Source organism: Enterobacter sp. E12, from assembly GCF_014596715.2.
Classification (GTDB): Bacteria; Pseudomonadota; Gammaproteobacteria; order Enterobacterales; family Enterobacteriaceae; genus Enterobacter; species Enterobacter bugandensis.
The window spans coordinates 4,227,422-4,248,986 of sequence record NZ_CP115601.1 but is presented as its reverse complement, the minus strand read 5'-3'; the positions used below and the strand labels follow the sequence as shown (position 1 = coordinate 4,248,986).

The window sequence follows — 21,565 nt, the reverse complement described above, 5'->3', positions numbered from 1 at the left end:
AATTTTGCTGAATCCGATCGTTCGTAAATTCCAGTATGGTCAACATACCGTCACGCTGGAAACCGGCATGATGGCACGCCAGGCGACTGCTGCCGTTATGGTAAGCATGGATGACACCGCGGTATTCGTTACCGTTGTGGGCCAGAAAAAAGCTAAACCAGGTCAGGACTTCTTCCCGCTGACCGTTAACTACCAGGAGCGTACCTACGCTGCCGGTAAAATCCCGGGTGGCTTCTTCCGTCGTGAAGGCCGTCCAAGCGAAGGCGAAACCCTGATCGCGCGTCTGATTGACCGCCCGGTTCGTCCGCTGTTCCCGGAAGGCTTCGTTAACGAAGTGCAGGTTATTGCGACCGTTGTTTCCGTTAACCCACAGGTTAACCCGGACATCGTTGCGATGATCGGTGCCTCCGCTGCCCTGTCACTGTCTGGTATTCCATTCAATGGCCCAATCGGTGCCGCGCGCGTCGGTTACATCAACGACCAGTACGTGCTGAACCCAACTCAGGAAGAGCTGAAAGAAAGTAAGCTGGACCTGGTTGTTGCCGGTACTGAAGCGGCTGTGCTGATGGTTGAATCCGAAGCTGAACTGCTGAGCGAAGACCAGATGCTGGGCGCTGTGGTGTTCGGTCACGAGCAGCAGCAGATTGTAATCCAGAACATCAACGACCTGGTGAAAGAAGCCGGTAAGCCACGTTGGGACTGGCAGCCAGAAGCAGCAAACGACGCGCTGAACGCACGCGTTGCGGCACTGGCAGAATCTCGTCTGAGCGACGCTTACCGAATCACCGACAAACAGGAGCGTTACGCTCAGGTTGACGCGATCAAATCTGAAGTAACCGCGACCCTGGTTGCCGAAGACGAAACGCTGGACGCTAACGAAATTGGCGAAATTCTGCACGCTATCGAGAAAAACGTTGTTCGTAGCCGCGTACTGGCAGGCGAGCCGCGTATCGATGGCCGTGAAAAAGACATGATTCGTGGTCTGGACGTACGCACGGGCGTACTGCCGCGTACTCACGGTTCTGCGCTGTTCACCCGTGGTGAAACGCAGGCGCTGGTTACCGCAACCCTGGGTACCGCACGTGACGCGCAGATCATCGATGAACTGATGGGCGAGCGTACTGACAACTTCCTGTTCCACTACAACTTCCCTCCGTACTCTGTGGGCGAAACCGGTATGGTTGGCTCACCGAAGCGTCGTGAAATTGGTCACGGTCGTCTGGCGAAGCGCGGCGTGCTGGCAGTGATGCCGGAAGCTGACAAATTCCCGTACACCGTTCGCGTGGTTTCTGAAATCACCGAATCCAACGGTTCTTCTTCCATGGCTTCCGTATGTGGTGCCTCTCTGGCGCTGATGGATGCAGGCGTGCCGATCAAAGCCGCCGTTGCGGGTATCGCAATGGGTCTGGTGAAAGAAGGCGACAACTTCGTTGTTCTGTCTGACATTCTGGGTGACGAAGACCACCTGGGCGATATGGACTTCAAAGTAGCGGGTTCCCGCGACGGTATCTCTGCCCTGCAGATGGATATCAAAATTGAAGGTATCACCAAAGAGATCATGCAGGTTGCTCTGAACCAGGCTAAAGGTGCGCGTCTGCACATCCTGGGCGTGATGGAACAGGCTATCAACGCGCCACGCGGTGATATCTCTGAATTCGCTCCGCGTATTCACACCATCAAGATCAATCCAGACAAGATCAAAGATGTTATCGGTAAGGGCGGTTCTGTTATCCGCGCGCTGACCGAAGAGACTGGCACCACCATCGAAATCGAAGATGACGGTACTGTGAAGATCGCAGCAACCGACGGCGAGAAAGCGAAATTCGCGATCCGTCGCATCGAAGAAATCACTGCTGAAATCGAAGTGGGCCGCGTCTACGCGGGTAAAGTGACCCGTATCGTTGACTTTGGTGCGTTCGTTGCCATCGGTGGCGGTAAAGAAGGTCTGGTTCACATCTCTCAAATCGCTGACAAGCGCGTTGAGAAAGTGACCGATTACCTGCAGATGGGTCAGGAAGTGCCGGTTAAGGTTCTGGAAGTTGACCGTCAGGGCCGTATCCGTCTGAGCATTAAAGAAGCAACCGAGCAGTCTCCTGCCGCTGCGCCAGAAGCGCCAGCCGCAGAACAAGGCGAGTAAGGTAGCATTTGCCCTCCGCTTCTGCGGAGGGTTTATTATCAGGCAGGACGCCTTGTTAAGCCGCCGGGGGACAGGACGTTCATCCAATAGTTGTCTTCGGGAGTGGGAAATGAAGCCTTTTTTGCGCTGGTGTTTCGTTGCGACAGCTTTAACGCTGGCAGGATGCAGCAACTCTGCCTGGCGTAAGAGCGAAGTCCTCGCAGTGCCATTGCAACCGACTTTGCAGCAGGAAGTGATTCTGGCACGCATGGAACAAATACTTGCCAGTCGGGCTTTAACCGATGACGAACGCGCACAGCTTTTATATGAGCGCGGAGTGTTGTATGATAGTCTCGGTCTGAGGGCATTAGCGCGAAATGATTTTTCACAAGCGCTGGCTATCCGACCTGATATGCCAGAAGTATTCAATTACTTAGGCATTTATTTAACGCAGGCAGGCAATTTTGATGCTGCCTATGAAGCGTTTGATTCTGTACTTGAGCTTGATCCAACTTACAACTACGCGCACTTGAATCGCGGTATCGCATTGTATTACGGCGGTCGTGATAAGTTAGCGCAAGATGATCTGCTGGCGTTTTATCAAGACGATCCTAATGATCCTTTCCGTAGCCTGTGGCTTTACATCGTTGAGCGGAAGCTCGATGAGAAGCAGGCAAAAGAAGCACTACAACAGCGCTTCGAGAAATCGGATAAGGAACAGTGGGGATGGAACATTGTCGAGTTCTACCTGGGCAACATTAGCGAAGCAACGCTGATGGAACGCCTCAAGGCGGACGCAACGGATAACACCTCGCTCGCTGAGCATCTCAGTGAAACCAACTTCTATTTAGGTAAGTACTACCTAAGTCTGGGGGATATGGACAGCGCTACGGCACTGTTCAAATTAGCGGTTGCTAACAACGTACATAACTTCGTTGAGCACCGTTATGCATTGTTGGAATTATCGCTCTTGGGCCAGGAGCAAGACGACCTGGCAGAATCGGACCAGCAATAGCTGACGACATAAACATCAGCCCGTAATCTTTTGATTGCCATCACCTTCACTGGTGAGGGCGTTGTTGTTCGTCAATACACCTACTTTGAGCCGGTTCACACTTTTCAATGAAAATTGCTAATCATTTTCACGATGAGCTAAGTAGACTGGCCGCCATTGACATTGAGGCACTCGTACTACATGGCTGAATTCGAAACCACTTTTGCAGATCTGGGCCTGAAGGCTCCTATCCTTGAAGCCCTTAACGATCTGGGTTACGAAAAACCATCTCCGATCCAGGCAGAATGTATCCCGCATCTGCTTTCAGGTCGTGACGTGCTGGGCATGGCCCAGACTGGTAGCGGTAAAACTGCAGCGTTCTCGCTGCCGCTGCTGAACAACATCGATCCGGACCTGCGTGCACCGCAGATCCTCGTCCTGGCTCCAACTCGTGAACTGGCTGTTCAGGTTGCTGAAGCAATGACGGAATTCTCTAAACATATGCGCGGCGTAAACGTGGTAGCCCTTTACGGCGGCCAGCGTTATGACGTGCAGTTACGCGCCCTGCGCCAGGGCCCACAGATTGTCGTCGGTACGCCGGGCCGTCTGCTGGATCACCTGAAGCGCGGTACTCTGGACCTCTCTAAACTGAGCGGCCTGGTACTGGATGAAGCAGATGAAATGCTGCGTATGGGCTTCATCGAAGACGTAGAAACCATCATGGCCCAGATCCCGGAAGGTCACCAGACCGCTCTGTTCTCTGCAACCATGCCAGAAGCGATCCGTCGCATTACCCGCCGCTTCATGAAAGAGCCGCAGGAAGTGCGTATTCAGTCCAGCGTGACCACTCGCCCGGACATCAGCCAGAGCTACTGGTCCGTGTACGGCATGCGCAAAAACGAAGCGCTGGTCCGTTTCCTGGAAGCGGAAGATTTTGATGCGGCGATTATCTTCGTGCGTACCAAAAATGCGACCCTGGAAGTGGCTGAAGCGCTGGAGCGTAACGGCTACAACAGCGCAGCGCTGAACGGCGACATGAACCAGGCCCTGCGTGAGCAGACGCTGGAGCGTCTGAAAGACGGTCGTCTGGATATCCTGATTGCAACCGACGTGGCAGCACGTGGTCTGGACGTTGAGCGTATCAGCCTGGTTGTGAACTACGACATCCCGATGGATTCCGAGTCTTACGTTCACCGTATCGGTCGTACCGGTCGTGCGGGTCGTGCTGGCCGTGCGCTGCTGTTCGTTGAGAACCGCGAGCGTCGTCTGCTGCGCAACATTGAACGCACCATGAAGCTGACCATTCCAGAAGCCGACCTGCCAAACGCAGATCTGCTGGGCAAACGCCGTCTGGAAAAATTCGCCGCGAAAGTACAGCAGCAGCTGGAAAGCAGCGATCTGGATCAGTACCGCGCGCTGCTGTCGCAGATCCAGCCTGTCGCTGAAGGCGAAGAGCTGGACATGGAAACTCTGGCTGCAGCACTGCTGAAAATGGCTCAGGGCGAACGTAGCCTGATCGTGCCACCAGATGCACCGATGCGTCCTAAGCGTGAGTTCCGTGACCGTGACGATCGTTTCGAACGTCGTGGCGACCGTAACGACCGTGGTCCACGCGGCGACCGTCCAGAGCGTGGTGGTGAAGACCGTCCACGTCGTGAGCGTCGTGACGCTGGCGACATGGAACTGTACCGCATTGAAGTGGGCCGTGATGATGGTGTTGAAGTTCGTCACATCGTTGGCGCGATTGCTAACGAAGGCGACATCAGCAGCCGTTACATTGGTAACATCAAGCTGTTCGCATCCCACTCTACCATCGAACTGCCAAAAGGCATGCCGGGCGAAGTACTGCAGCACTTTACTCGCACCCGCATCCTGAACAAGCCGATGAACATGCAGCTGCTGGGCGATGCACAGCCACGTCCTGACCGCGGTGGCGAACGTCGTGGCGGTGGTCGCGGTTTCGGCGGCGAGCGTCGTGAAGGCGGTCGCAGTGAAGGTCGCGGTGGTGAAGGTCGTCGTTTCTCCGGCGAGCGCCGCGAAAGCCGTGGCCCACGTCGTGAAGAAGGCACCAGCCGTCGTCGTTTTGGTGACGCGTAAGCCTTTCGCTTCTGACGTAAAGTAAAATATACAGCCCCGATACACGCTATCGGGGCTTTTTTTATTCCCTTTGTACTCTTGTACTGGTACAGTGCATCGCACTAAAATGCAGAACCGCATAATTAACTGGAGAAAAGGCTGTATGGCGACACTAACCACCACCCAAACGTCACCTTCGCTGCTTGGCGGCGTGGTGATCATCGGCGGAACCATTATAGGTGCCGGGATGTTTTCCCTGCCCGTGGTCATGTCCGGTGCGTGGTTCTTCTGGTCGCTGGCCGCGCTGGTGTTCACCTGGTTCTGCATGCTGCATTCCGGCCTGATGATCCTTGAAGCGAACCTGAACTACCGCATTGGCTCCAGCTTCGACACCATCACCAAAGATCTGCTGGGCAAAGGCTGGAACCTGGTGAACGGCCTTTCCATCGCATTTGTGCTCTACATCCTGACCTACGCGTACATCTCAGCAAGCGGCTCGATTCTGCATCACACCTTTTCGGAGATGTCGCTGAACGTTCCGGCGCGTCTGGCCGGGCTTTGCTTTGCGCTGGGCGTGGCGTTTATCGTCTGGATGAGCACCAAAGCGGTGAGCCGCATGACGGCGATTGTGCTGGGCGCGAAGGTCATCACCTTCTTCCTGACCTTCGGCAGCCTGCTGGGCCACGTTACGCCCGCCACGCTGTTTAACGTTGCGGAAGTTAATACCTCCTACACGCCGTATCTGCTAATGACCCTGCCGTTCTGTCTGGCGTCGTTCGGCTACCACGGCAACGTGCCGAGCCTGATGAAGTACTACGGCAAAGATCCGCGCACCATCGTGAAGTGCCTGGTCTACGGCACGCTGCTGGCGCTTGGGCTGTATGTGATTTGGCTGCTGGGGACAATGGGCAACATCCCGCGCCCGGAGTTTATCGGCATTGCGCAAAAGGGCGGTAACATTGACGTGCTGGTGCAGGCGCTAAGCGGCGTACTGAACAGCCGCAGTCTGGATCTGCTGCTGGTGGTCTTCTCCAACTTTGCGGTGGCGAGTTCATTCCTCGGTGTGACGCTGGGCCTGTTTGACTACCTGGCGGATCTGTTTGGCTTTGACGATTCTGCGATGGGGCGTTTCAAGACGGCGCTGCTGACCTTCCTGCCGCCGATTGTCGGCGGTCTGCTGTGGCCGAACGGTTTCCTGTACGCCATCGGCTATGCAGGGCTGGCGGCCACCATCTGGGCGGCGATTGTGCCGGCGCTGCTGGCACGTAAATCACGTAAACGCTTCGGCAGCCCGAAATTCCGCGTCTGGGGCGGTAAACCGATGATTGCGCTGATCCTGGTATTTGGGGTGGGTAACGCGCTGGTTCACGTGCTGTCGAGCTTTAACCTGTTGCCTGTGTACCAGTAAACACATTGCCCGGTGGCGCTACGCTTACCGGGCCTACAGGGATCGCGTAGGCCGGATAAGGCGAAGCCGCCATCCGGCAAAAAACTACCCCACCAATTCTTCTTTCACCTGCATCGCCAGGTCAAACGAATGCAAACGCGCCTGGTGATCGAAAATCTGGCCGTTGACCATAATTTCATCCGCCTGCGTTTCACGCAGCACTGCTTCCAGCCCGTGACGCACTTTTGCCTTATCACCCACCAGCGACATGCTCAACGCCTGCTGCACGCCATACTGCTCGGAGGCCGACCACAGCTGATGCATATTTTCCACCGGAGGCGGCAACTGGCCCGTCTCGCCGCGGCGCAGCTTCACAAACGCCTGCTGCATAGAGGTAAACAGGAATTCCGCGTCGCGATTGCTGTCAGCGGCAATGATGTTGATACACACCATTGCGTACGGCTTCTCCAGACGCTCGGACGGTTTGAAGTTCGTACGGTAGAGGTGCAGCGCCTGATGCAGCATATCCGGCGCGAAGTGGGAGGCGAACGCGAACGGCAGCCCCAGCTGCGCGGCGAGCTGCGCGCTATACAGGCTTGAGCCTAACAGCCACACCGGGATCTTCTCGCCATAGCCCGGCACCGGGCGCACGTGCGGGTTCGGATCGCGCGCGTCGAACCAGTCCACCAGTTCCGCCACGTCGCGCGGGAAGTTATCGATATCGCCGCTCATATGGCGGCGCAGGGCGCGCATGGTCGGCTGGTCGCTGCCCGGCGCGCGGCCAAGCCCCAGGTCAATACGGCCCGGATAGAGGGTGTTCAGTGTCCCGAACTGCTCGGCAATCACCAGCGGGGCGTGGTTCGGCAGCATTACGCCACCGGAGCCAAGGTGCAAAGTGGTGGTATTCGCTGCCAGGTAGCCAATCAGCACCGATGTAGCGGCGCTGGCAATGCCGACCATGTTGTGATGTTCTGCCAGCCAGTAGCGGCGATAGCCACGCTTTTCGGCCAGCTGAGCCAGATCGAGAGAGTGCGTGAAGGCTTCTCTTGCCGAGGAGCCTTGTGGGATCGGCGCCAGATCCAGCACCGAAAACGGAAGGGTTTTGTCAGTCATAACAGCTCACTTTGTCGACGGTCAATCTTTAATACTGCATTAAAAAATGATAACCGTTGTTAACAAAGTGAGCCTTTTTTAGGCCTGAAGTTCCAGCCCGGCCAGACGTTTCCAGTAACCGTTGCAGTCGCTGTTTGCCGCCAGCGGCAGCGGCGACGCGCCGTTTTCGTTGGCGCGGAAGGCGTCCAGCATCGCGAAAACGCTGGTATCCAGCGGCGACAGGCGCACCATGTCCACCAGTCCGTCCATCGACGCCAGTTCGTTGCCGAGGTTATAGACGTAACCGCTCATGGTCTGAATGCCGTTCAGGACGAATACCTGCTGGTTCTCCTGCGACAGCATGCTGCGCCCGTTCGGGTACTTGATGCAGCAGGTTTCACATTCATCTTTCGGGCGGTCTTCCGATCGCGCGGTGAAGCAGCGGGCAGAGTAGGCCAGCGGCAGATGACCGTAGCTCAGCACTTCCACTTCGAACTGATGGCGAATGCCCAGCTCGTCGCACTGATTCAGCAGGTTTGCCAGCCAGTCACGGGAGAGCTCCACCGGCATGCACCAGCGGGTCATTCCCTGTTTGAGCAGCAGGCGCAGGGTGACGGCGTTATAGCAGTTCAGCGCATGGCCTGCGACAAACGGCAGCCTGCGTTCGGCGCACATGTTCACTACCCCCAGGTCGCTCGCCTCCAGCAGAAACTCACCGTTTTCGACGTAGCGCTTCAGCTCGCCCAGTTCGGACGAAGCCTGCACCAGCGCGAGCGTTGACAGCACCACCTGCTTGCCGCTCCCGGCCAGGCTTTTCGCCATCTCCAGCCAGTCGCCCACTTTGGTGGCGCGGCGTTTGCTGCACACTGCTTCACCGAGGTAAATCACATCGGCGCTGCTGGTGGCGGCCTGTTGATAAAAATCTTCCAGCGTCTCTTTTGGCCAGTAGTAGAGCACCGGCCCTAATGAATATTTCATGGTTTTCTCACTGCCATTTACGGTGATACGCGCCCAGCGTGGTTTGCGTGCCTTCGGACATCGATCCGAGCGTCTCCATCCACGCCGCCTGTGGGGCGTAGTTCTGCGGGTCCGCCATGCAGCGGTCGATGGCCTGACGCCACACTTTCGCCACCTGGCTCACATAGGCCGGACTGCGCTGGCGACCTTCAATTTTCACCGAGGCAATATTGGCGGCCAGCAGCTCCGGCAGCAGCTCCAGCGTATTAAGGCTGGTGGGCTCTTCCAGCGCGTGGTAGCGCTCGCCGTCGACCAGGTAGCGGCCTTTGCACAGTGTCGGATAACCCGCGTTTTCACCGTCCTGATAGCGGTCGATCAGAACTTCATTCAGACGCGACTCCAGCCCCTGTGGGGTCTGCTGCCAGCGGACGAAGCGGGCAGGGGAGCAGGCCCCGACGGTATTCGGCGATTCACCGGTTAAGTAAGAAGAAAGATAGCAACGGCCTTCGGCCATGATGCACAGACTACCAAAGGCAAAAACCTCCAGCGGCACTGGCGTGACGCGCGCGAGTTGCTTAACCTGATGAATAGAGAGCACGCGCGGCAGCACCACGCGAGCGACGTCAAAGTGTTGATGGTAAAAACGCACCGCCTCTTCGTTGGTGGCAGATGCCTGAACAGAGACGTGGCGCTCAATATGCGGATAGCGTTCTGCCGCATACTCAAGCATGGCGAGGTCGGCCAGGATTAACGCATCGGCGCCCAGCTGTGCTGCCATGTCCACCGCGCGCTGCCAGCGGGCGTAACCGTCAGGATGGGCAAACGTGTTGATGGCAATATGCAGCTTGCGGCGGTGCTGATGAACGAAGTTAACGGCTTCCTGAAGCTTTTTCTCCGTAAAGTTAAGGCCAGCAAAATGGCGGGCGTTGGTGTCATCTTTCAGCCCGATATAGACCGCATCGGCCCCATTCTCGATGGCCGCCTTAAGCGCCGGAAGGTTTCCGGCAGGGCAGAGCAGCTCCATAAATTATCCTGATGTAGTCGATAGCAAAATTGTTAACGAGCTGGGATTTTAATTAACCCATACGCGACAATTTTTGATTTAAGGCAGCTAATGGCGTATTGATGGCACCAATAATGGGGTACGTCCGACGATGGTTTGTTGATTTACGCCGCTATGTTCTGGAACGGATGTGGCAAAATAGCGGGACTATAGCTATCAGGGAGTAAAGCTCGTGCTGGATAAACTGCGTTCACGTCTCGTACAATTTGGCCCATCAATGCTGAGCGTGCCGGTCAGGCTGGCGCCGTTCGCGCTTAAACGTCAGGTGCTGGAGCAGGTCCTGAGCTGGCAGTTCCGCCAGGCGCTGCAGGATGGCGAGCTGGAGTTTCTGGAAGGGCGCTGGTTGAGCATTGAGGTGCGTGACATCGGGCTGCGCTGGTTTACCTCCGTTGAGAATGACCAGCTGATCGTCCGTGAAATCGCCGAGGCGGACGTGAGCTTTAGCGCCAACGCCAGCGACCTGCTGATGATTGCCGCGCGTAAGCAGGACCCGGACACACTTTTCTTCCAGCGCCGTCTGGTGATTGAAGGCGACACGGAGCTTGGCCTGTACGTTAAGAATTTAATGGATGCCATTGAGCTGGAGCAGATGCCGAAAGCGCTGCGCGTGATGTTGATGCAAATGGCAGATTTCGTTGAGGCGGGGCTGAAATCCCCGCCGGACAGTAAACACACTTCAGTAGGTGAGCCATGCTGATTCGAGTCGAAATAGGGATTGATGCACCGGGTATCGATGCGTTATTACGCCGCTCTTTTGAGAGCGATGCGGAAGCCCAACTGGTCCACGATCTCCGTGAAGACGGCCTGATCACGCTGGGGCTGGTTGCCACCGATGACGAAGGTCAGGTTGTCGGCTATGTTGCCTTCAGCCCGGTGATCGTTCAGGGTGAAGATCTTCAGTGGGTGGGCATGGCACCGCTGGCGGTAGATGAAAACTACCGCGGGCAGGGCCTGGCGCGCCAGCTGGTCTATGAAGGGCTGGACTCGCTGAATGAGTTTGGTTATGCCGCCGTGGTCACGCTGGGCGATCCGGCGTTCTATGGCCGTTTAGGCTTCGAGCAGGCCGCGCATTACGATCTTCGCTGCCGCTGGCCGGGTACCGAATCCGCCTTCCAGGTGCATCGCCTGGCGGATGATGCCCTGAACGGCGTAAATGGTCTGGTGGACTACCACGACCATTTTAATCGCTTTTAATCAGGCTCTCGCGTAGCGCCTCAAAGGAGCCGTCTCCGGTCACGAGGCGCTCCTTCTGGCGCTTCGTTAGCTGCTTAATACGGTACTCCAGCCTGAGTGCCAGCGATCTGTCCCCCACGGCGGCAGAAAAAGCCAGCTGCAGTTCGCCTTTCCCCCGCAGCGCTTTTGCCCCTTTCCCCGTTTGATGTTGTAAAAAACGCCGCGCCACATCGGTGGTGATCCCGGTGTAGAGTGCGTTATCAGCGGTTCGGACAAGATAGAGAAACCAGCACACGGTAAACAGATTCAGTATGTTAAGGTGAACGCACCATAGCATGAGAGAGAACGAAAATGGAAACACTGGCCGCCATTAACCGCTGGCTGGCAAAGCAGCACGTCGTGACCTGGTGCGTATATAGCGAGGGCGAAATGTGGTGCGCCAACGCCTTTTACTACTACGATCCTGAACGCGTCGCTTTTTACGTCATGAGTGAGGACAAAACGCGGCATGCCCAGATGACCGGCCAGCAGGCAAAAGTGGCGGGCACGGTCAACGGCCAGCCCAAAACCGTCGCGCTGATCCGCGGCGTGCAGTTCAAAGGTGAGATTCGTCGCCTGGAAGGTGAAGAAAGCGACGCACAGCGTAAACGCTACACGCGCCGCTTCCCGGTTGCTGCTGCGCTAAAAGCCCCGGTGTGGGAAATCCGCGTTGATGAGCTGAAATTTACCGACAACACCCTGGGCTTTGGTAAAAAGCTTCACTGGCTACGCACCGAGCAGGCGTAGCGCTTCGCGGTTAAACGCCGGGAGATCGTCCGGGGTCCGGCTGGTGATCAGCTGGTCGTTATCGTTGACCACCTCCTGATCGTAAAACTCGGCCCCTGCGTTTTTCAGATCGATAACGATCGGTTTCACCGCCGTAAGCTTACGCCCGCGGACCACTTCAGCGCTGATCAGCAGCTGCGGGCCGTGGCAGATGGCAAAGACCGGCTTGCCGGTGCCGACGAAGTCACGGGTAAAGGTGACGAAACGCTCGTCCCCGCGCAGGGAATCCGGTGAATGGCCGCCCGGTAACAGCAGGGCGTCGAAATCTGACGGGCTGACGTTATCGATGGACTCATCGATGGTCACGCTGGCTTCGCCCTTGTGGCCCTTCACGGTTTTACCCGCTTCTTTCTCAATGGTGATGACCTCGTGGCCTGCCTTGCGGAATGCCTCAGCTGGCGACGTAAATTCTGAATCTTCAAACTCGTCGGTAATCAAGACTGCGATTTTTTTACCCATGCTTCCTCCGTTGTTTTCGCTTCAGACTGTTTTTTTCCCGTTTGTGGTAAATACTTACCGGTAACAGACTTTTAAGTGTGGTAGAGCAGGTCCAGATCGCAAACGGACAATTCTGTAAAGGGGATAAGATGAGTCAGGTACTGATTACCGGCGCAACCGGGCTGGTGGGGGGACATCTGCTGCGGTTGCTGATCCAGGACCGGCATATCAACTATATTGCCGCCCCGACGCGCCGCCCGCTGTTGGATATCACTGGCGTCTATAACCCGCACGATCCCCAGCTCACCGACGCGCTGGCGCAGGTGCAGGATCCTATAGATATCGCCTTTTGCTGCCTGGGCACGACGCGGCGTGAGGCGGGCAGTAAAGAAGCGTTCATTCATGCGGACTACACGCTGGTGGTGGATACCGCCCTGACGGCGAAAAAGCTGGGGGCAAAACATTTCCTGGTGGTGAGCTCGCACGGAGCCAGCACCGGCTCACCGTTTTTTTACAATCAGGTGAAGGGCAAAATGGAAGAGGCGCTGATTGCGCAGAAGTGGGAGCGCCTGACTATCGTGCGGCCTTCCATGCTGATGGGCCACCGCGACGAACGGCGTTTTAACGAATCCTTCTTCGCCCCGCTGTTTCGCATCCTGCCGGGTAACTGGAAGTCCATCGAGGCACGGGACGTCGCGCAGGCGATGCTGAAAGAGGCGCTGGCACCGTCGCAGGAGGGCGTCAATATCATCCCTTCGGCAAAACTTCGTGAAATCGCGCAGGGCGAGGCGTAAACTTCTCCGGCTTATTAAATAACACTCTCCGGGGAATGGTATGACTGGTCAGTCTTCATCTCAGGCGGCAACACCTGTCCAATGGTGGAAGCCCGCACTCTTCTTTCTCGTGGTCATCATTGGCCTCTGGTATGTGAAATGGCAGCCGTACTACGGCAAAGCCTTCACCGCCGCCGAAACGCACAGCATCGGTAAATCTATACTCGCTCAGGCTGATGCCAGCCCGCTAAAGGCGGCATGGGATTACGCCATGGTCTACTTCCTGGCGGTGTGGAAAGCTGCCGTCTTAGGGGTAATCCTGGGATCGCTGATTCAGGTACTTATTCCGCGAAACTGGCTGGTGAAAACACTCGGGCAGCCGCGCTTTCAGGGCACGCTGCTGGGGACGATTTTCTCTCTGCCGGGCATGATGTGCTCCTGCTGTGCCGCACCGGTAGCGGCGGGTATGCGCCGCCAGCGCGTATCCATGGGCGGTGCGCTGGCATTCTGGATGGGGAACCCGCTGCTCAACCCGGCGACGCTGGTGTTTATGGGCTTTGTGCTCGGCTGGCATTTTGCCGCTATCCGTCTGGTTGCCGGGCTGCTGACGGTGCTGGTGGTGGCGACGCTGGTACAAAAACTGGTGAAGGATACTGCCGTCGAACCCGCAGCCGTTGAACTGGACGTCAGCGAACCGCAGGGCGGTTTCTTCACTCGCTGGGGTAAGGCGTTGTGGCAGCTTTTCTGGAGCACCATTCCGGTCTATATCCTGGCGGTATTGGTTCTGGGCGCGGCGCGCGTCTGGCTATTCCCGCATGCGGATGGCACGATCGACAACACGCTGATGTGGGTGATTGCGATGGCCGTTGCAGGCTGCCTGTTTGTGATCCCCACGGCGGCAGAAATTCCGATTGTCCAGACCATGATGCTGGCCGGTATGGGTACCGCACCGGCGCTGGCGCTGCTTATCACCTTGCCGGCAATCAGCCTGCCGTCGCTCATCATGCTGCGTAAGTCTTTCCCGGCGAAAGCGCTGTGGCTGACGGCGGGGCTGGTGGCGTTGAGCGGAGTGATGGTGGGGAGTATTGCGTTGATGTAAAAAAAGCCCGGTGGCGCTCGCGCCTACCGGGCCTTTAGTCAGACGTGGATTACTTAATGTAGGTAAACGCGGTGGTGACATGCTTCACGCCGCTCACCCGGCTGGCGATATCGGCCGCCGCTTTCCCTTCACGATCGGTCACCAGACCCAGCAGGAACACTTCACCGTTTTCGGTCGTTACCTTCACGTTTGAGGATTTCACCTGGTCTGAACCCAGCAGCTGGGAGCGGACTTTGGTGGTGATCCAGGTGTCAGACGACGCGGTGCCCAGGCTGATTGGCTGACCCTGGCGGATTTCATTGAAGACTTCCGTGGTGCCCTCAACGCCCATTGCGATCTGCTTCGCGCGGCTGGAGAGTTCGGTATTCGGTGCCTGACCCGTCAGCAGGACTTTGCCCTGATAAGCCGTCACGTTGATACGCGCTTCTTTCTTGATTTGTTCGTCTTTCGACAGCGCACTGTTGACCCGCAGCTCCAGCGTACCGTCATCCACCTGCGTTCCCACTGAGCGCGGATCGGTCGCCGCTTTGGTGCCTACTGCGGCAGTACCCACAACGGCCGCAGCGATACATCCCTGAAGCAGTAATGCAGACATAAGGACTGCGAGGGTCGATAAAGCCTTCATAAAAACTCCTTAATCATCCTGGTGAGGGAAAAGCGTGTTATCGATCAAATCGCATAAGCAGTTCACCGTGAGCATATGCATCTCCTGGATACGTGCGCTACGGTGAGACGGAATGCGGATTTCCACATCCTGCGGCCCGAGCAGACCCGCCAGCTCACCGCCGTCATAGCCGGTTAAGGCGACGATGGTCATGTCGCGGGTAACGGCGGCTTCAACGGCTTTGACGATGTCCCGGCTGTTGCCGCGCGTGGAGATCGCCAGCAGCACATCGCCGGCATGCCCCAGGGCGCGCACCTGCTTTGCGTAAATTTCGTCATGCAGACGATCGTTAGCAATCGCTGTTAAGACCACATTATCGGTATTAAGTGCAATGGCAGGTAAACTCGGGCGTTCGGTTTCAAAACGGTTAATCATGCTGGCAGCAAAATGCTGTGCGTTGGCGGCTGAGGTTCCGTTGCCACAACAGAGGATTTTGTTGCCGTTAAGCAGGGATTGCACCAGCGTCATTGCAGCGCGAGAGATCGCGTCCGGAAGGGCTTCCGCCGCGGCAATCTGAGTCTGGATGCTTTCTGTGAAGCACACTTTAATTCTTTCGAGCACGTTATCCCTTTTAAATCTTAATTATGCGTCTTCGCCAAAAGCGTTTTTAAGCCATTCGATCTCATTTCCGGTGAAGGCTATCACATCGAAACGGCAATCCACAGTATCAAAGCTCCCATTATGGCGGGCAAGCCACAAGTGGGCAGTCTGTAATAATTTATGTTGTTTGGCGAGCGTCACGCTGGCGGCAGCACCGCCAAAACGGGAAGACTGTCGAAAGCGGACTTCTACAAACACAATCACCTGACCGTCTTTCATGATCAGATCAATTTCGCCGCCGCGCCCGCGGACGTTGGCGGCGATAAAGCGCAGTCCTTTGCCTTCGAGCCAGCGACGCGCTTTTAACTCCCATGCATCGCCGGTCTCTTTACGGCTTAACTGGCCGGGACGATTTGCCCCTGCTGGTATTTGAGCCATGATAACTTCCTGTTAATCACACAGTCCTGAGTGGCGGTCAGATCGCCGGTGTTGCCGTTAAGCTCAAAGCCCGGCACCTGACGCATCTGGGTAAAGTGGTTTGCCAGCGCCCACGCATCAACACCCATCGCATACAGACGCGCCAGAGAGTAGTCGTTACGTACGGAGCTTAGCGCCTGCTGCATCAGCGCCGGGTTGCTGCCCGCCAGCATCGGGATTTCGCTGTACTGCAGGCCGTCCATTTCCAGACGGAAATCCGGGCCTGCGGTGCCCTGTGCGCTGCGGGAGCTGGCGTAGAGCGTTGCGCCGCTCTGGCTGCCGTTACGCATCGCGATCATCGGCTTGATAAAGGCGATCTCCTGCGGCGTGGCAACGATATAGGCCGCATCCACTTTACCACCACCGCTTATCTGCGCGTCGGTTGGCGGGGCAGGGATGGTCAGGCCGCCAATGGTCACGCTCTGCTGCTGCGGCAGGCTGGCGGAAACCGGACTGCCGTTAAGCGCGATACCCGCTCCACCGTTAACGCCCGCACGCAGTTCAGAGACGGAACCGAATTTCTGCTGCAGCACGATGCCGCCGCCCAGCTTCTGCCACTCGTCGGCAAAAGCATTAGCCACGCGATCGCCCAGCGTACTGCGCGGGATCAGCAGCAGCGGGGCCTGTTTACCCTGCTCGTGGATATGACGTGCCGCATCGCGGGCTTCATCTTCCGGAGAGAGTGCGAAGTAGCAAATATTGGCCCGGTTCTGAACTTGTTCCGGCTGGTTGAGCGCCAGTACGTTCAACGTGGTATTGCTCTTCATCAGCTCTTCCACGTTGTTTTTCAGCAGCGGGCCGACAACGATGCTTGCCCCGTCCTGCTGAACCTGCGCCAGCACCTGGTCAAGCGGCTTCGAACTGGTGTCGTAGATTTTCAGCTCAGCGCCAGGGTTCGCGCTGGCGGTCGCCACGGCCTGCGGCTGAGCGGCAGGTTGTGATGCTGGTTGTGCCGGCTGCTGTTGAGGCTGTTCTGCCGTTGCCTCTGGTGCAGGCGTCGCTTGTGCCTCAGCCGGAGCCTGTGCTGCTGGTGCTGCCGTCGCTGGAGGGGTAGTCGGTGCGGTAACCGGATTTTGCATTGTACCCTGCGCCGGGGTTTGTGCGGTGGTCAGGTCACTGGTCTCGGCGGCAGAGGGACTGACAACGTCGTTCACGTTGGCCGCCTGCGCTGCCTGCACCGGAACCGCACTGCCCGTTACCGGCGTGGTGCCGTTTTTCGCCGCTTCAAAGCCCTGTTGAATCGTACGGCCAAACACTGCCGCCTGGCCATTCAGCGGCAGAAGCAGCGCAATTTTGCTTGTCGACGCAGGCTTAAAGTTCTGCACATTCACCAGTTGGGTTGGCAGCATTTTTGCGCCCGGGTTCTGCGGGTAACGGGTCTGCCAGTCGGTAATACCGGCTTTCAGCATTTTTGGATCGCTGCGGTTGTTAAACCACATCTGCTGCAGATCAAGCCAGCCCTGAAGCACGTTTTCGTCCGCGTTAATGACCAGCGCCTTTGCCTGATCCTGGGTCATCGAGGCAAGCGCCTGCCAGGTGGCATCAATATTTTTCTGCTTGTCGGCACCGGCGAGCAGCGGCTCCTGGGCAATCAAGGCACGCAGGAGCGTCAGGGAAGGGCGTCCCTGCTCAGCGGTAATGCCCGCCTGCCAGAAGCGCGCCTGCTGGTTTTTATCCAGCGCGCTCAGGTCGATGCCCCCCAGGATCTTTTTCGCGCCATCATAATCTTTCTGCGCGACCTTCAGCTCGGCAGAGAGCAGGCTCTGCTCAAGTTGCTGAGTATCGTTAAGCTCTTTCGGCAGTTGGCCGAACAGCTCGGCAGCCTGCTGGGTTTTGCCCTCTTTCAGCAGTGCACGAATGGCGAGTAATTGCCAGTTGATCCTGGTATCATTTGTACTCTGCGACATTTGTTGCAGATAAAAGCCAGAATCAGCCTGAGCGGAGCCCTGAAGATGGGCGGTGCTCTGGTCAGGTGCCTGGGTGCCACAGCCTGCAAAAATCAGGGCTGCGAGCAGCAGCGGCACGCTGCGCGTGGCTTTTTTTCGAAGAAACGTTAACGGTACCATACTGTATCCAGTGATTTTTTTTACGCAATGCTCAATATTAAATCGGCAATACGGACGAAACAATGAAACAACACGAAACGGCAGATAATTCTCAAGGCCAGCTTTATATTGTACCTACTCCTATCGGGAATTTGTCTGATATTACCCAACGTGCGCTGAACGTATTGCAAGCTGTTGATTTAATTGCCGCTGAAGACACCCGCCACACCGGTTTACTGCTGCAACATTTCGCGATTAACGCCCGTTTGTTTGCCCTGCACGATCACAATGAGCAACAAAAAGCCGAAACGCTGGTGGCGAAGCTCAAAGAGGGGCAGAACATCGCGCTGGTCTCTGACGCCGGGACGCCGCTGATTAACGATCCTGGCTACCATCTGGTGCGCACCTGTCGCGAAGCCGGGATTCGCGTTGTGCCACTGCCGGGGCCTTGCGCCGCGATTGCTGCGTTAAGCGCCGCAGGTTTGCCGTCTGACCGTTTCTGCTATGAAGGCTTCCTCCCTGCCAAATCCAAAGGCCGTCGCGATGTATTAAAGGAACTGGAAGCCGAGCCGCGTACCCTGATCTTCTACGAATCCACTCACCGCCTGCTGGAGAGCCTGGAAGATATGGTGACCGTCTGGGGAGAAGGCCGCTACGTGGTGCTGGCGCGTGAGCTGACCAAAACCTGGGAAACCATTCACGGCGCGCCAGTCGGTGAACTGCTGGCGTGGGTGAAGGAAGACGAAAACCGCCGCAAAGGCGAAATGGTGCTGATTGTCGAAGGGCATAGGGCGGAAGAGGATGCCCTGCCTGCTGATGCGCTGCGCACGCTGGCCTTGCTGCAGGCCGAACTGCCGCTGAAGAAAGCGGCGGCATTAGCAGCAGAGATTCACGGCGTGAAGAAAAATGCGCTGTATAAGTATGCGCTGGAGCAGCAGGGGGAGTAAGCCAGATGAGCCGCTATCAGCCTCCTTTCACCATCACACCCTTTATCCTCAATCAGGTGGTTGAGATTGGTGAGCTATTAGGACATTGGGCGGCACATTCAGGTCGAACTTCTCCGCTACTCCGTAAAGAGAACCGTATTCGAACCATTCAGGCCTCGCTAGCCATTGAACATAACTCGCTGACGACAGGGCAGGTGACGGCAATCATGGATGGCAAACGCGTACTTGCTCCTGAAAAAGATATTCAGGAAGTACGCAACGCTATCCTGGCATATGAGAAATTGCCCGAATGGAAGCCCTGGAAGCTCAACGACTTACTCAGTGCACACCGATTATTGATGAAGGGTCTGGTCGATCATCCCGGAACGCTCAGAAATGGGGACGTAGGGGTGTACCGTGGAAACCAGTTAGTCCACATGGCTCCGCCAGCCTCACAGATGAACCGTCTTATCGACGATCTTCTTGCCTGGCTTAAGCAAACCGATCTTCACCCGCTGATTGTCAGCTCGGTATTTCATTACGAGTTTGAGTTTATTCATCCCTTTTCGGATGGAAATGGCCGCATGGGGCGGCTGTGGCAAACGTTGATCTTAAGCCAGTGGCGCGCCGAACTTGCATGGCTGCCCGTTGAGACGCTCATTCACTTCCAGCAAGCGCGCTATTACCAGATTTTAGAGCAATGCGATCGGGCCAGTGATTGCACGGCATTCGTGGAATTTATGCTGCAAAATATGACCGAAGCTTTGCGGGAAGGCATAGGTATGTCGTCCGTCATGTCGGAAAAAATGTCGGAAGAACTGTCGGAAAAGGAAAAGTCCATCCTTGAGCTTCTTACCGTTCAGCCGCAAATGACTGCGGTAATGTTGGCCTCTGCACTGGGCGTGGCTTCCCGCACTGCGGAACGTTATCTCCATTCTTTGCAAACAAAAGGTAAATTAAAACGCCTGGGGGCAAGGAAAGGGGGAAGCTGGCAGGTCATGACTTAACCTGCCAGATGAAAAGGTTTTATTTACCAGGCATCGCCTCAAACACCAGCGTTTCCAGCGGCTGCAGCGTAATCACCACCGCGTTTTTGTACTCCTCCGGTACGGTTGAATTACTGCCGTACACCGCTCTCAGACGAAATTGCGCCGCGTTTCCTGTCGGGATTTCGAAATCTTTCGCCAAATCCAGGAAGTAGCTTTGCGGCTTATCCGACGGGTTACGCAAGCCGAGAATCGCTTTGTCCTTGCTCCAGGATGCCCAGCCGTAAATCTGCAGTGCTGTTGGATCACCACCAATCCAGTGCGTATCCACCAGCACGCTGGCGTTATCCCGCGACCACTTCGCCGCCTGCGCCAGGGTATCCCACTTCGCCTTGTTCAGCATTGAAGGGGTGATATACAGCTCCTGCAGCTGCGTGCCGGTCGCGAAGTAGCTCCAGACCTGATCGGCAAAATCGCTGTCCGTTTGTACTTTTTCCAGCCCGTAATAGGCATTTTCTGCGCTGACGATCCCGTGGTACATCAGCGAGTTCAGCGGGAACAGCGGGCCTTTGCGCACAATGGAGCGGTACGTTTCCGCATCGCGGTAGGTCATCCACTGCTGAACCGGCGTGCCGGGGCCGTACAGGTTGATGTCATCGCCCTGGCGCCAGATAGAATCGGCGTAGAACAGCCAGGACGGGCTGGCGTTGGTACCTGTCGTCAGGTTGATAAACAGATTCGGGTTGGCGCTGCGCATGTTATGCAGCAGGGCGATAGAGGCGTCAAAATCCGAGGCATACGGGCTGCCCTGGATATGCGCGTTGGCATTCCCCATCCCGTCCAGCTTGAATGAGGTAATGTGTTCATTTTTGATAAGATTAACGATCTGCTCATTGAAGTTCTTAAAGTAGTTCGGCCCTGACAGCGCCAGCTTCCCGTCGACGGTTTCGAACCCATACTCGTTTGCATGCGAGACGCGAACGTCGCGCGGCTTGTTGTAGCCTCCCCACGGTGAGAGCCACAGTCCGACCGAGCTGTGCAGGCTGTCGGCTTTTTCCCGAACCTTGCCAAAACCGTTGCTGAATGCCGGGCCAAACAGCCAGCGACCGGTAAGGTCGTCCCAGCCGTCGTCCAGCAGGAAGGCGTCCAGCGCCACGCCGCGTCCGGTAATAAACTCCTTATTCCACTCGTCCATCCGCCCCAGCACATCCTGCTCGGTGTACGGATTGAAAAAGCCGATATCCATCCAGCTGTTATAGTGCAGATAAGGCTTGTACGGTCGAGGACGCACGGCATCAATAAACTGGTTCACGCTGCGTCGTAGCTGGCTGGTTTCCGGGAAGGTGCCGAACCAGGTGGTAAAGCTGACCGGCGTTTCCGGCTGGATCGGCGTTTTCAGTTCTACGTTGAGATTGGTGGTCGCTTCATAGGCGTAAGTGTTAACGATGGGCTTGTCCGGCAAAATAAAGAACGAATCAGCAACGATCGGTGAGCTGTTGATCGCCCCGTCGACATAGGGTGCCTGAGACTGTTTTTTGGTCGGGAAGAAGGTAATTTTCGCCACGTCTCGCGGCTGCCCGACGGCGGCAACGGTGTAGTCGATGCTGGCGTATTTTCCCTTCACCAGGTTCAGTTTCACCGTCACGTTAAAATCCGGATGCGTAAAGTCGATGACTATCGCGTTGTCCTGCTTTTCGACGTGCTTGATTTTAAAATCAGCGGTGTGGATTTTTGTTTCATCCGGTAGCGTCAGAAAGAACAGCTCCTGCGGCGTGAGCGGATGGTTAGCTTTGCTGTCCTTAACCACGACCGTTGCGTTTGCATCGTCAAATGACAAGGCAATGTTGTCGTTACTGAGCGCGTAGTTCGCGGCCAGAGCGCCGTGAGAAACAGAGAAAGCCAGCAGCGAGAGAGTGAGCACTTTTTTCATCGGT

At 56.5% G+C, this 21,565-nt stretch carries 22 protein-coding genes; 12 read left to right on the top strand and 10 right to left on the bottom strand.

Going from position 1 to position 21,565, the window contains the following annotated elements; genetic code table 11:
* Positions 1–4 precede the first annotated feature (4 nt).
* From pnp to mtr, 5 genes are all read left to right on the top strand, one after another.
* Complete coding sequence (gene pnp / locus IB212_RS20295; protein WP_041907891.1) at positions 5–2,137, top strand: polyribonucleotide nucleotidyltransferase; 2,133 nt, start codon at positions 5–7, stop codon at positions 2,135–2,137.
* Between the two features lie 109 nt (positions 2,138–2,246).
* On the top strand, positions 2,247–3,131 hold the full coding sequence (gene nlpI / locus IB212_RS20290; RefSeq protein WP_028014546.1) for a lipoprotein NlpI: 885 nt from the start codon (positions 2,247–2,249) through the stop codon (positions 3,129–3,131).
* A 107-nt stretch (positions 3,132–3,238) separates the two neighbouring features.
* Positions 3,239–3,319 carry a protein YrbN gene (gene yrbN, locus IB212_RS20285; protein WP_100122156.1) on the top strand — a complete coding sequence of 27 codons (81 nt, stop codon included), beginning with the start codon at positions 3,239–3,241 and terminating at the stop codon, positions 3,317–3,319.
* A complete protein-coding gene (locus IB212_RS20280) occupies positions 3,312–5,207 on the top strand; it encodes a DEAD/DEAH family ATP-dependent RNA helicase (protein WP_041907893.1) in 1,896 nt (631 codons plus the stop codon). Before yrbN ends, IB212_RS20280 begins: the two co-directional genes overlap by 8 nt.
* Positions 5,208–5,349: 142 nt before the next feature.
* On the top strand, positions 5,350–6,594 hold the full coding sequence (gene mtr / locus IB212_RS20275; protein WP_028014544.1) for a tryptophan permease: 1,245 nt from the start codon (positions 5,350–5,352) through the stop codon (positions 6,592–6,594).
* 84 nt (positions 6,595–6,678) lie between these two features.
* Here mtr and IB212_RS20270 read toward each other — a convergent pair whose 3' ends face one another.
* From IB212_RS20270 to IB212_RS20260, 3 genes are all read right to left on the bottom strand, one after another.
* Positions 6,679–7,686 carry an LLM class flavin-dependent oxidoreductase gene (locus tag IB212_RS20270; protein WP_041907895.1) on the bottom strand — a complete coding sequence of 336 codons (1,008 nt, stop codon included), beginning with the start codon at positions 7,684–7,686 and terminating at the stop codon, positions 6,679–6,681.
* Between the two features lie 78 nt (positions 7,687–7,764).
* The gene (locus IB212_RS20265) at positions 7,765–8,643 is read right to left on the bottom strand and encodes a U32 family peptidase (RefSeq protein ID WP_041907896.1); all 879 of its coding nucleotides are present in this window, start codon (positions 8,641–8,643) and stop codon (positions 7,765–7,767) included.
* Between the two features lie 7 nt (positions 8,644–8,650).
* Positions 8,651–9,646: a peptidase U32 family protein gene (locus IB212_RS20260; protein ID WP_014885366.1), complete on the bottom strand. Its 996-nt coding sequence runs from the start codon at positions 9,644–9,646 to the stop codon at positions 8,651–8,653.
* 211 nt (positions 9,647–9,857) lie between these two features.
* Between IB212_RS20260 and IB212_RS20255 the strand changes: the two genes are divergently transcribed.
* On the top strand, positions 9,858–10,382 hold the full coding sequence (locus tag IB212_RS20255) for an SCP2 domain-containing protein (RefSeq protein WP_041907898.1): 525 nt from the start codon (positions 9,858–9,860) through the stop codon (positions 10,380–10,382).
* Complete coding sequence (locus IB212_RS20250) at positions 10,376–10,879, top strand: GNAT family N-acetyltransferase (RefSeq protein ID WP_041907900.1); 504 nt, start codon at positions 10,376–10,378, stop codon at positions 10,877–10,879. Before IB212_RS20255 ends, IB212_RS20250 begins: the two co-directional genes overlap by 7 nt.
* Here the strand turns inward: IB212_RS20250 and IB212_RS20245 are convergent.
* A complete protein-coding gene (locus IB212_RS20245; RefSeq protein WP_045260079.1) occupies positions 10,866–11,195 on the bottom strand; it encodes a GIY-YIG nuclease family protein in 330 nt (109 codons plus the stop codon). The two genes, IB212_RS20250 and IB212_RS20245, sit on opposite strands and share 14 nt — an antisense overlap.
* 14 nt (positions 11,196–11,209) lie before the next feature.
* Between IB212_RS20245 and IB212_RS20240 the strand changes: the two genes are divergently transcribed.
* On the top strand, positions 11,210–11,644 hold the full coding sequence (locus IB212_RS20240) for a YhbP family protein (protein ID WP_041907902.1): 435 nt from the start codon (positions 11,210–11,212) through the stop codon (positions 11,642–11,644).
* On the opposite strand, the gene IB212_RS20235 is transcribed toward IB212_RS20240, so the two are convergent.
* Entirely contained in the window at positions 11,624–12,142 is a 519-nt protein-coding gene (locus IB212_RS20235) for a type 1 glutamine amidotransferase domain-containing protein (RefSeq protein ID WP_028014537.1), read from the bottom strand. The genes IB212_RS20240 and IB212_RS20235 overlap by 21 nt on opposite strands.
* 128 nt (positions 12,143–12,270) lie before the next feature.
* On the opposite strand from IB212_RS20235, the gene IB212_RS20230 reads away from it, so the two are divergent.
* Together IB212_RS20230 and IB212_RS20225 are read left to right on the top strand one after the other, a co-directional pair.
* Positions 12,271–12,915, top strand: a complete 645-nt coding sequence (locus tag IB212_RS20230; RefSeq protein ID WP_041907904.1) for an NAD(P)H-binding protein — start codon at positions 12,271–12,273, stop codon at positions 12,913–12,915.
* 40 nt (positions 12,916–12,955) lie between these two features.
* A complete protein-coding gene (locus IB212_RS20225) occupies positions 12,956–13,993 on the top strand; it encodes a permease (RefSeq protein WP_041907906.1) in 1,038 nt (345 codons plus the stop codon).
* A gap of 49 nt (positions 13,994–14,042) precedes the next feature.
* Here IB212_RS20225 and dolP read toward each other — a convergent pair whose 3' ends face one another.
* Genes dolP through IB212_RS20205 form a run of 4 tightly spaced genes read right to left on the bottom strand, consistent with a single transcriptional unit; the run spans position 14,043 to position 17,740 of the window.
* The gene (gene dolP, locus IB212_RS20220) at positions 14,043–14,618 is read right to left on the bottom strand and encodes a division/outer membrane stress-associated lipid-binding lipoprotein (protein ID WP_028014534.1); all 576 of its coding nucleotides are present in this window, start codon (positions 14,616–14,618) and stop codon (positions 14,043–14,045) included.
* A 9-nt stretch (positions 14,619–14,627) separates the two neighbouring features.
* On the bottom strand, positions 14,628–15,218 hold the full coding sequence (diaA, locus tag IB212_RS20215; RefSeq protein ID WP_003861754.1) for a DnaA initiator-associating protein DiaA: 591 nt from the start codon (positions 15,216–15,218) through the stop codon (positions 14,628–14,630).
* A 21-nt stretch (positions 15,219–15,239) separates the two neighbouring features.
* Positions 15,240–15,635, bottom strand: coding sequence for a YraN family protein (locus IB212_RS20210; RefSeq protein ID WP_028014533.1), 396 nt, complete (start codon positions 15,633–15,635; stop codon positions 15,240–15,242).
* Positions 15,593–17,740, bottom strand: coding sequence for a penicillin-binding protein activator (locus IB212_RS20205; protein ID WP_041907908.1), 2,148 nt, complete (start codon positions 17,738–17,740; stop codon positions 15,593–15,595). Before IB212_RS20205 ends, IB212_RS20210 begins: the two co-directional genes overlap by 43 nt.
* A 62-nt stretch (positions 17,741–17,802) precedes the next feature.
* Between IB212_RS20205 and rsmI the strand changes: the two genes are divergently transcribed.
* Complete coding sequence (gene rsmI, locus IB212_RS20200; protein WP_041907909.1) at positions 17,803–18,666, top strand: 16S rRNA (cytidine(1402)-2'-O)-methyltransferase; 864 nt, start codon at positions 17,803–17,805, stop codon at positions 18,664–18,666.
* A 5-nt stretch (positions 18,667–18,671) separates the two neighbouring features.
* Positions 18,672–19,652, top strand: coding sequence for a Fic family protein (locus tag IB212_RS20195; RefSeq protein WP_041907910.1), 981 nt, complete (start codon positions 18,672–18,674; stop codon positions 19,650–19,652).
* A gap of 19 nt (positions 19,653–19,671) precedes the next feature.
* Here the strand turns inward: IB212_RS20195 and IB212_RS20190 are convergent, their stop codons facing one another.
* On the bottom strand, positions 19,672–21,561 hold the full coding sequence (locus tag IB212_RS20190; RefSeq protein WP_041907911.1) for an enterotoxin: 1,890 nt from the start codon (positions 21,559–21,561) through the stop codon (positions 19,672–19,674).
* Between the last annotated feature and the right edge of the window lie 4 nt (positions 21,562–21,565).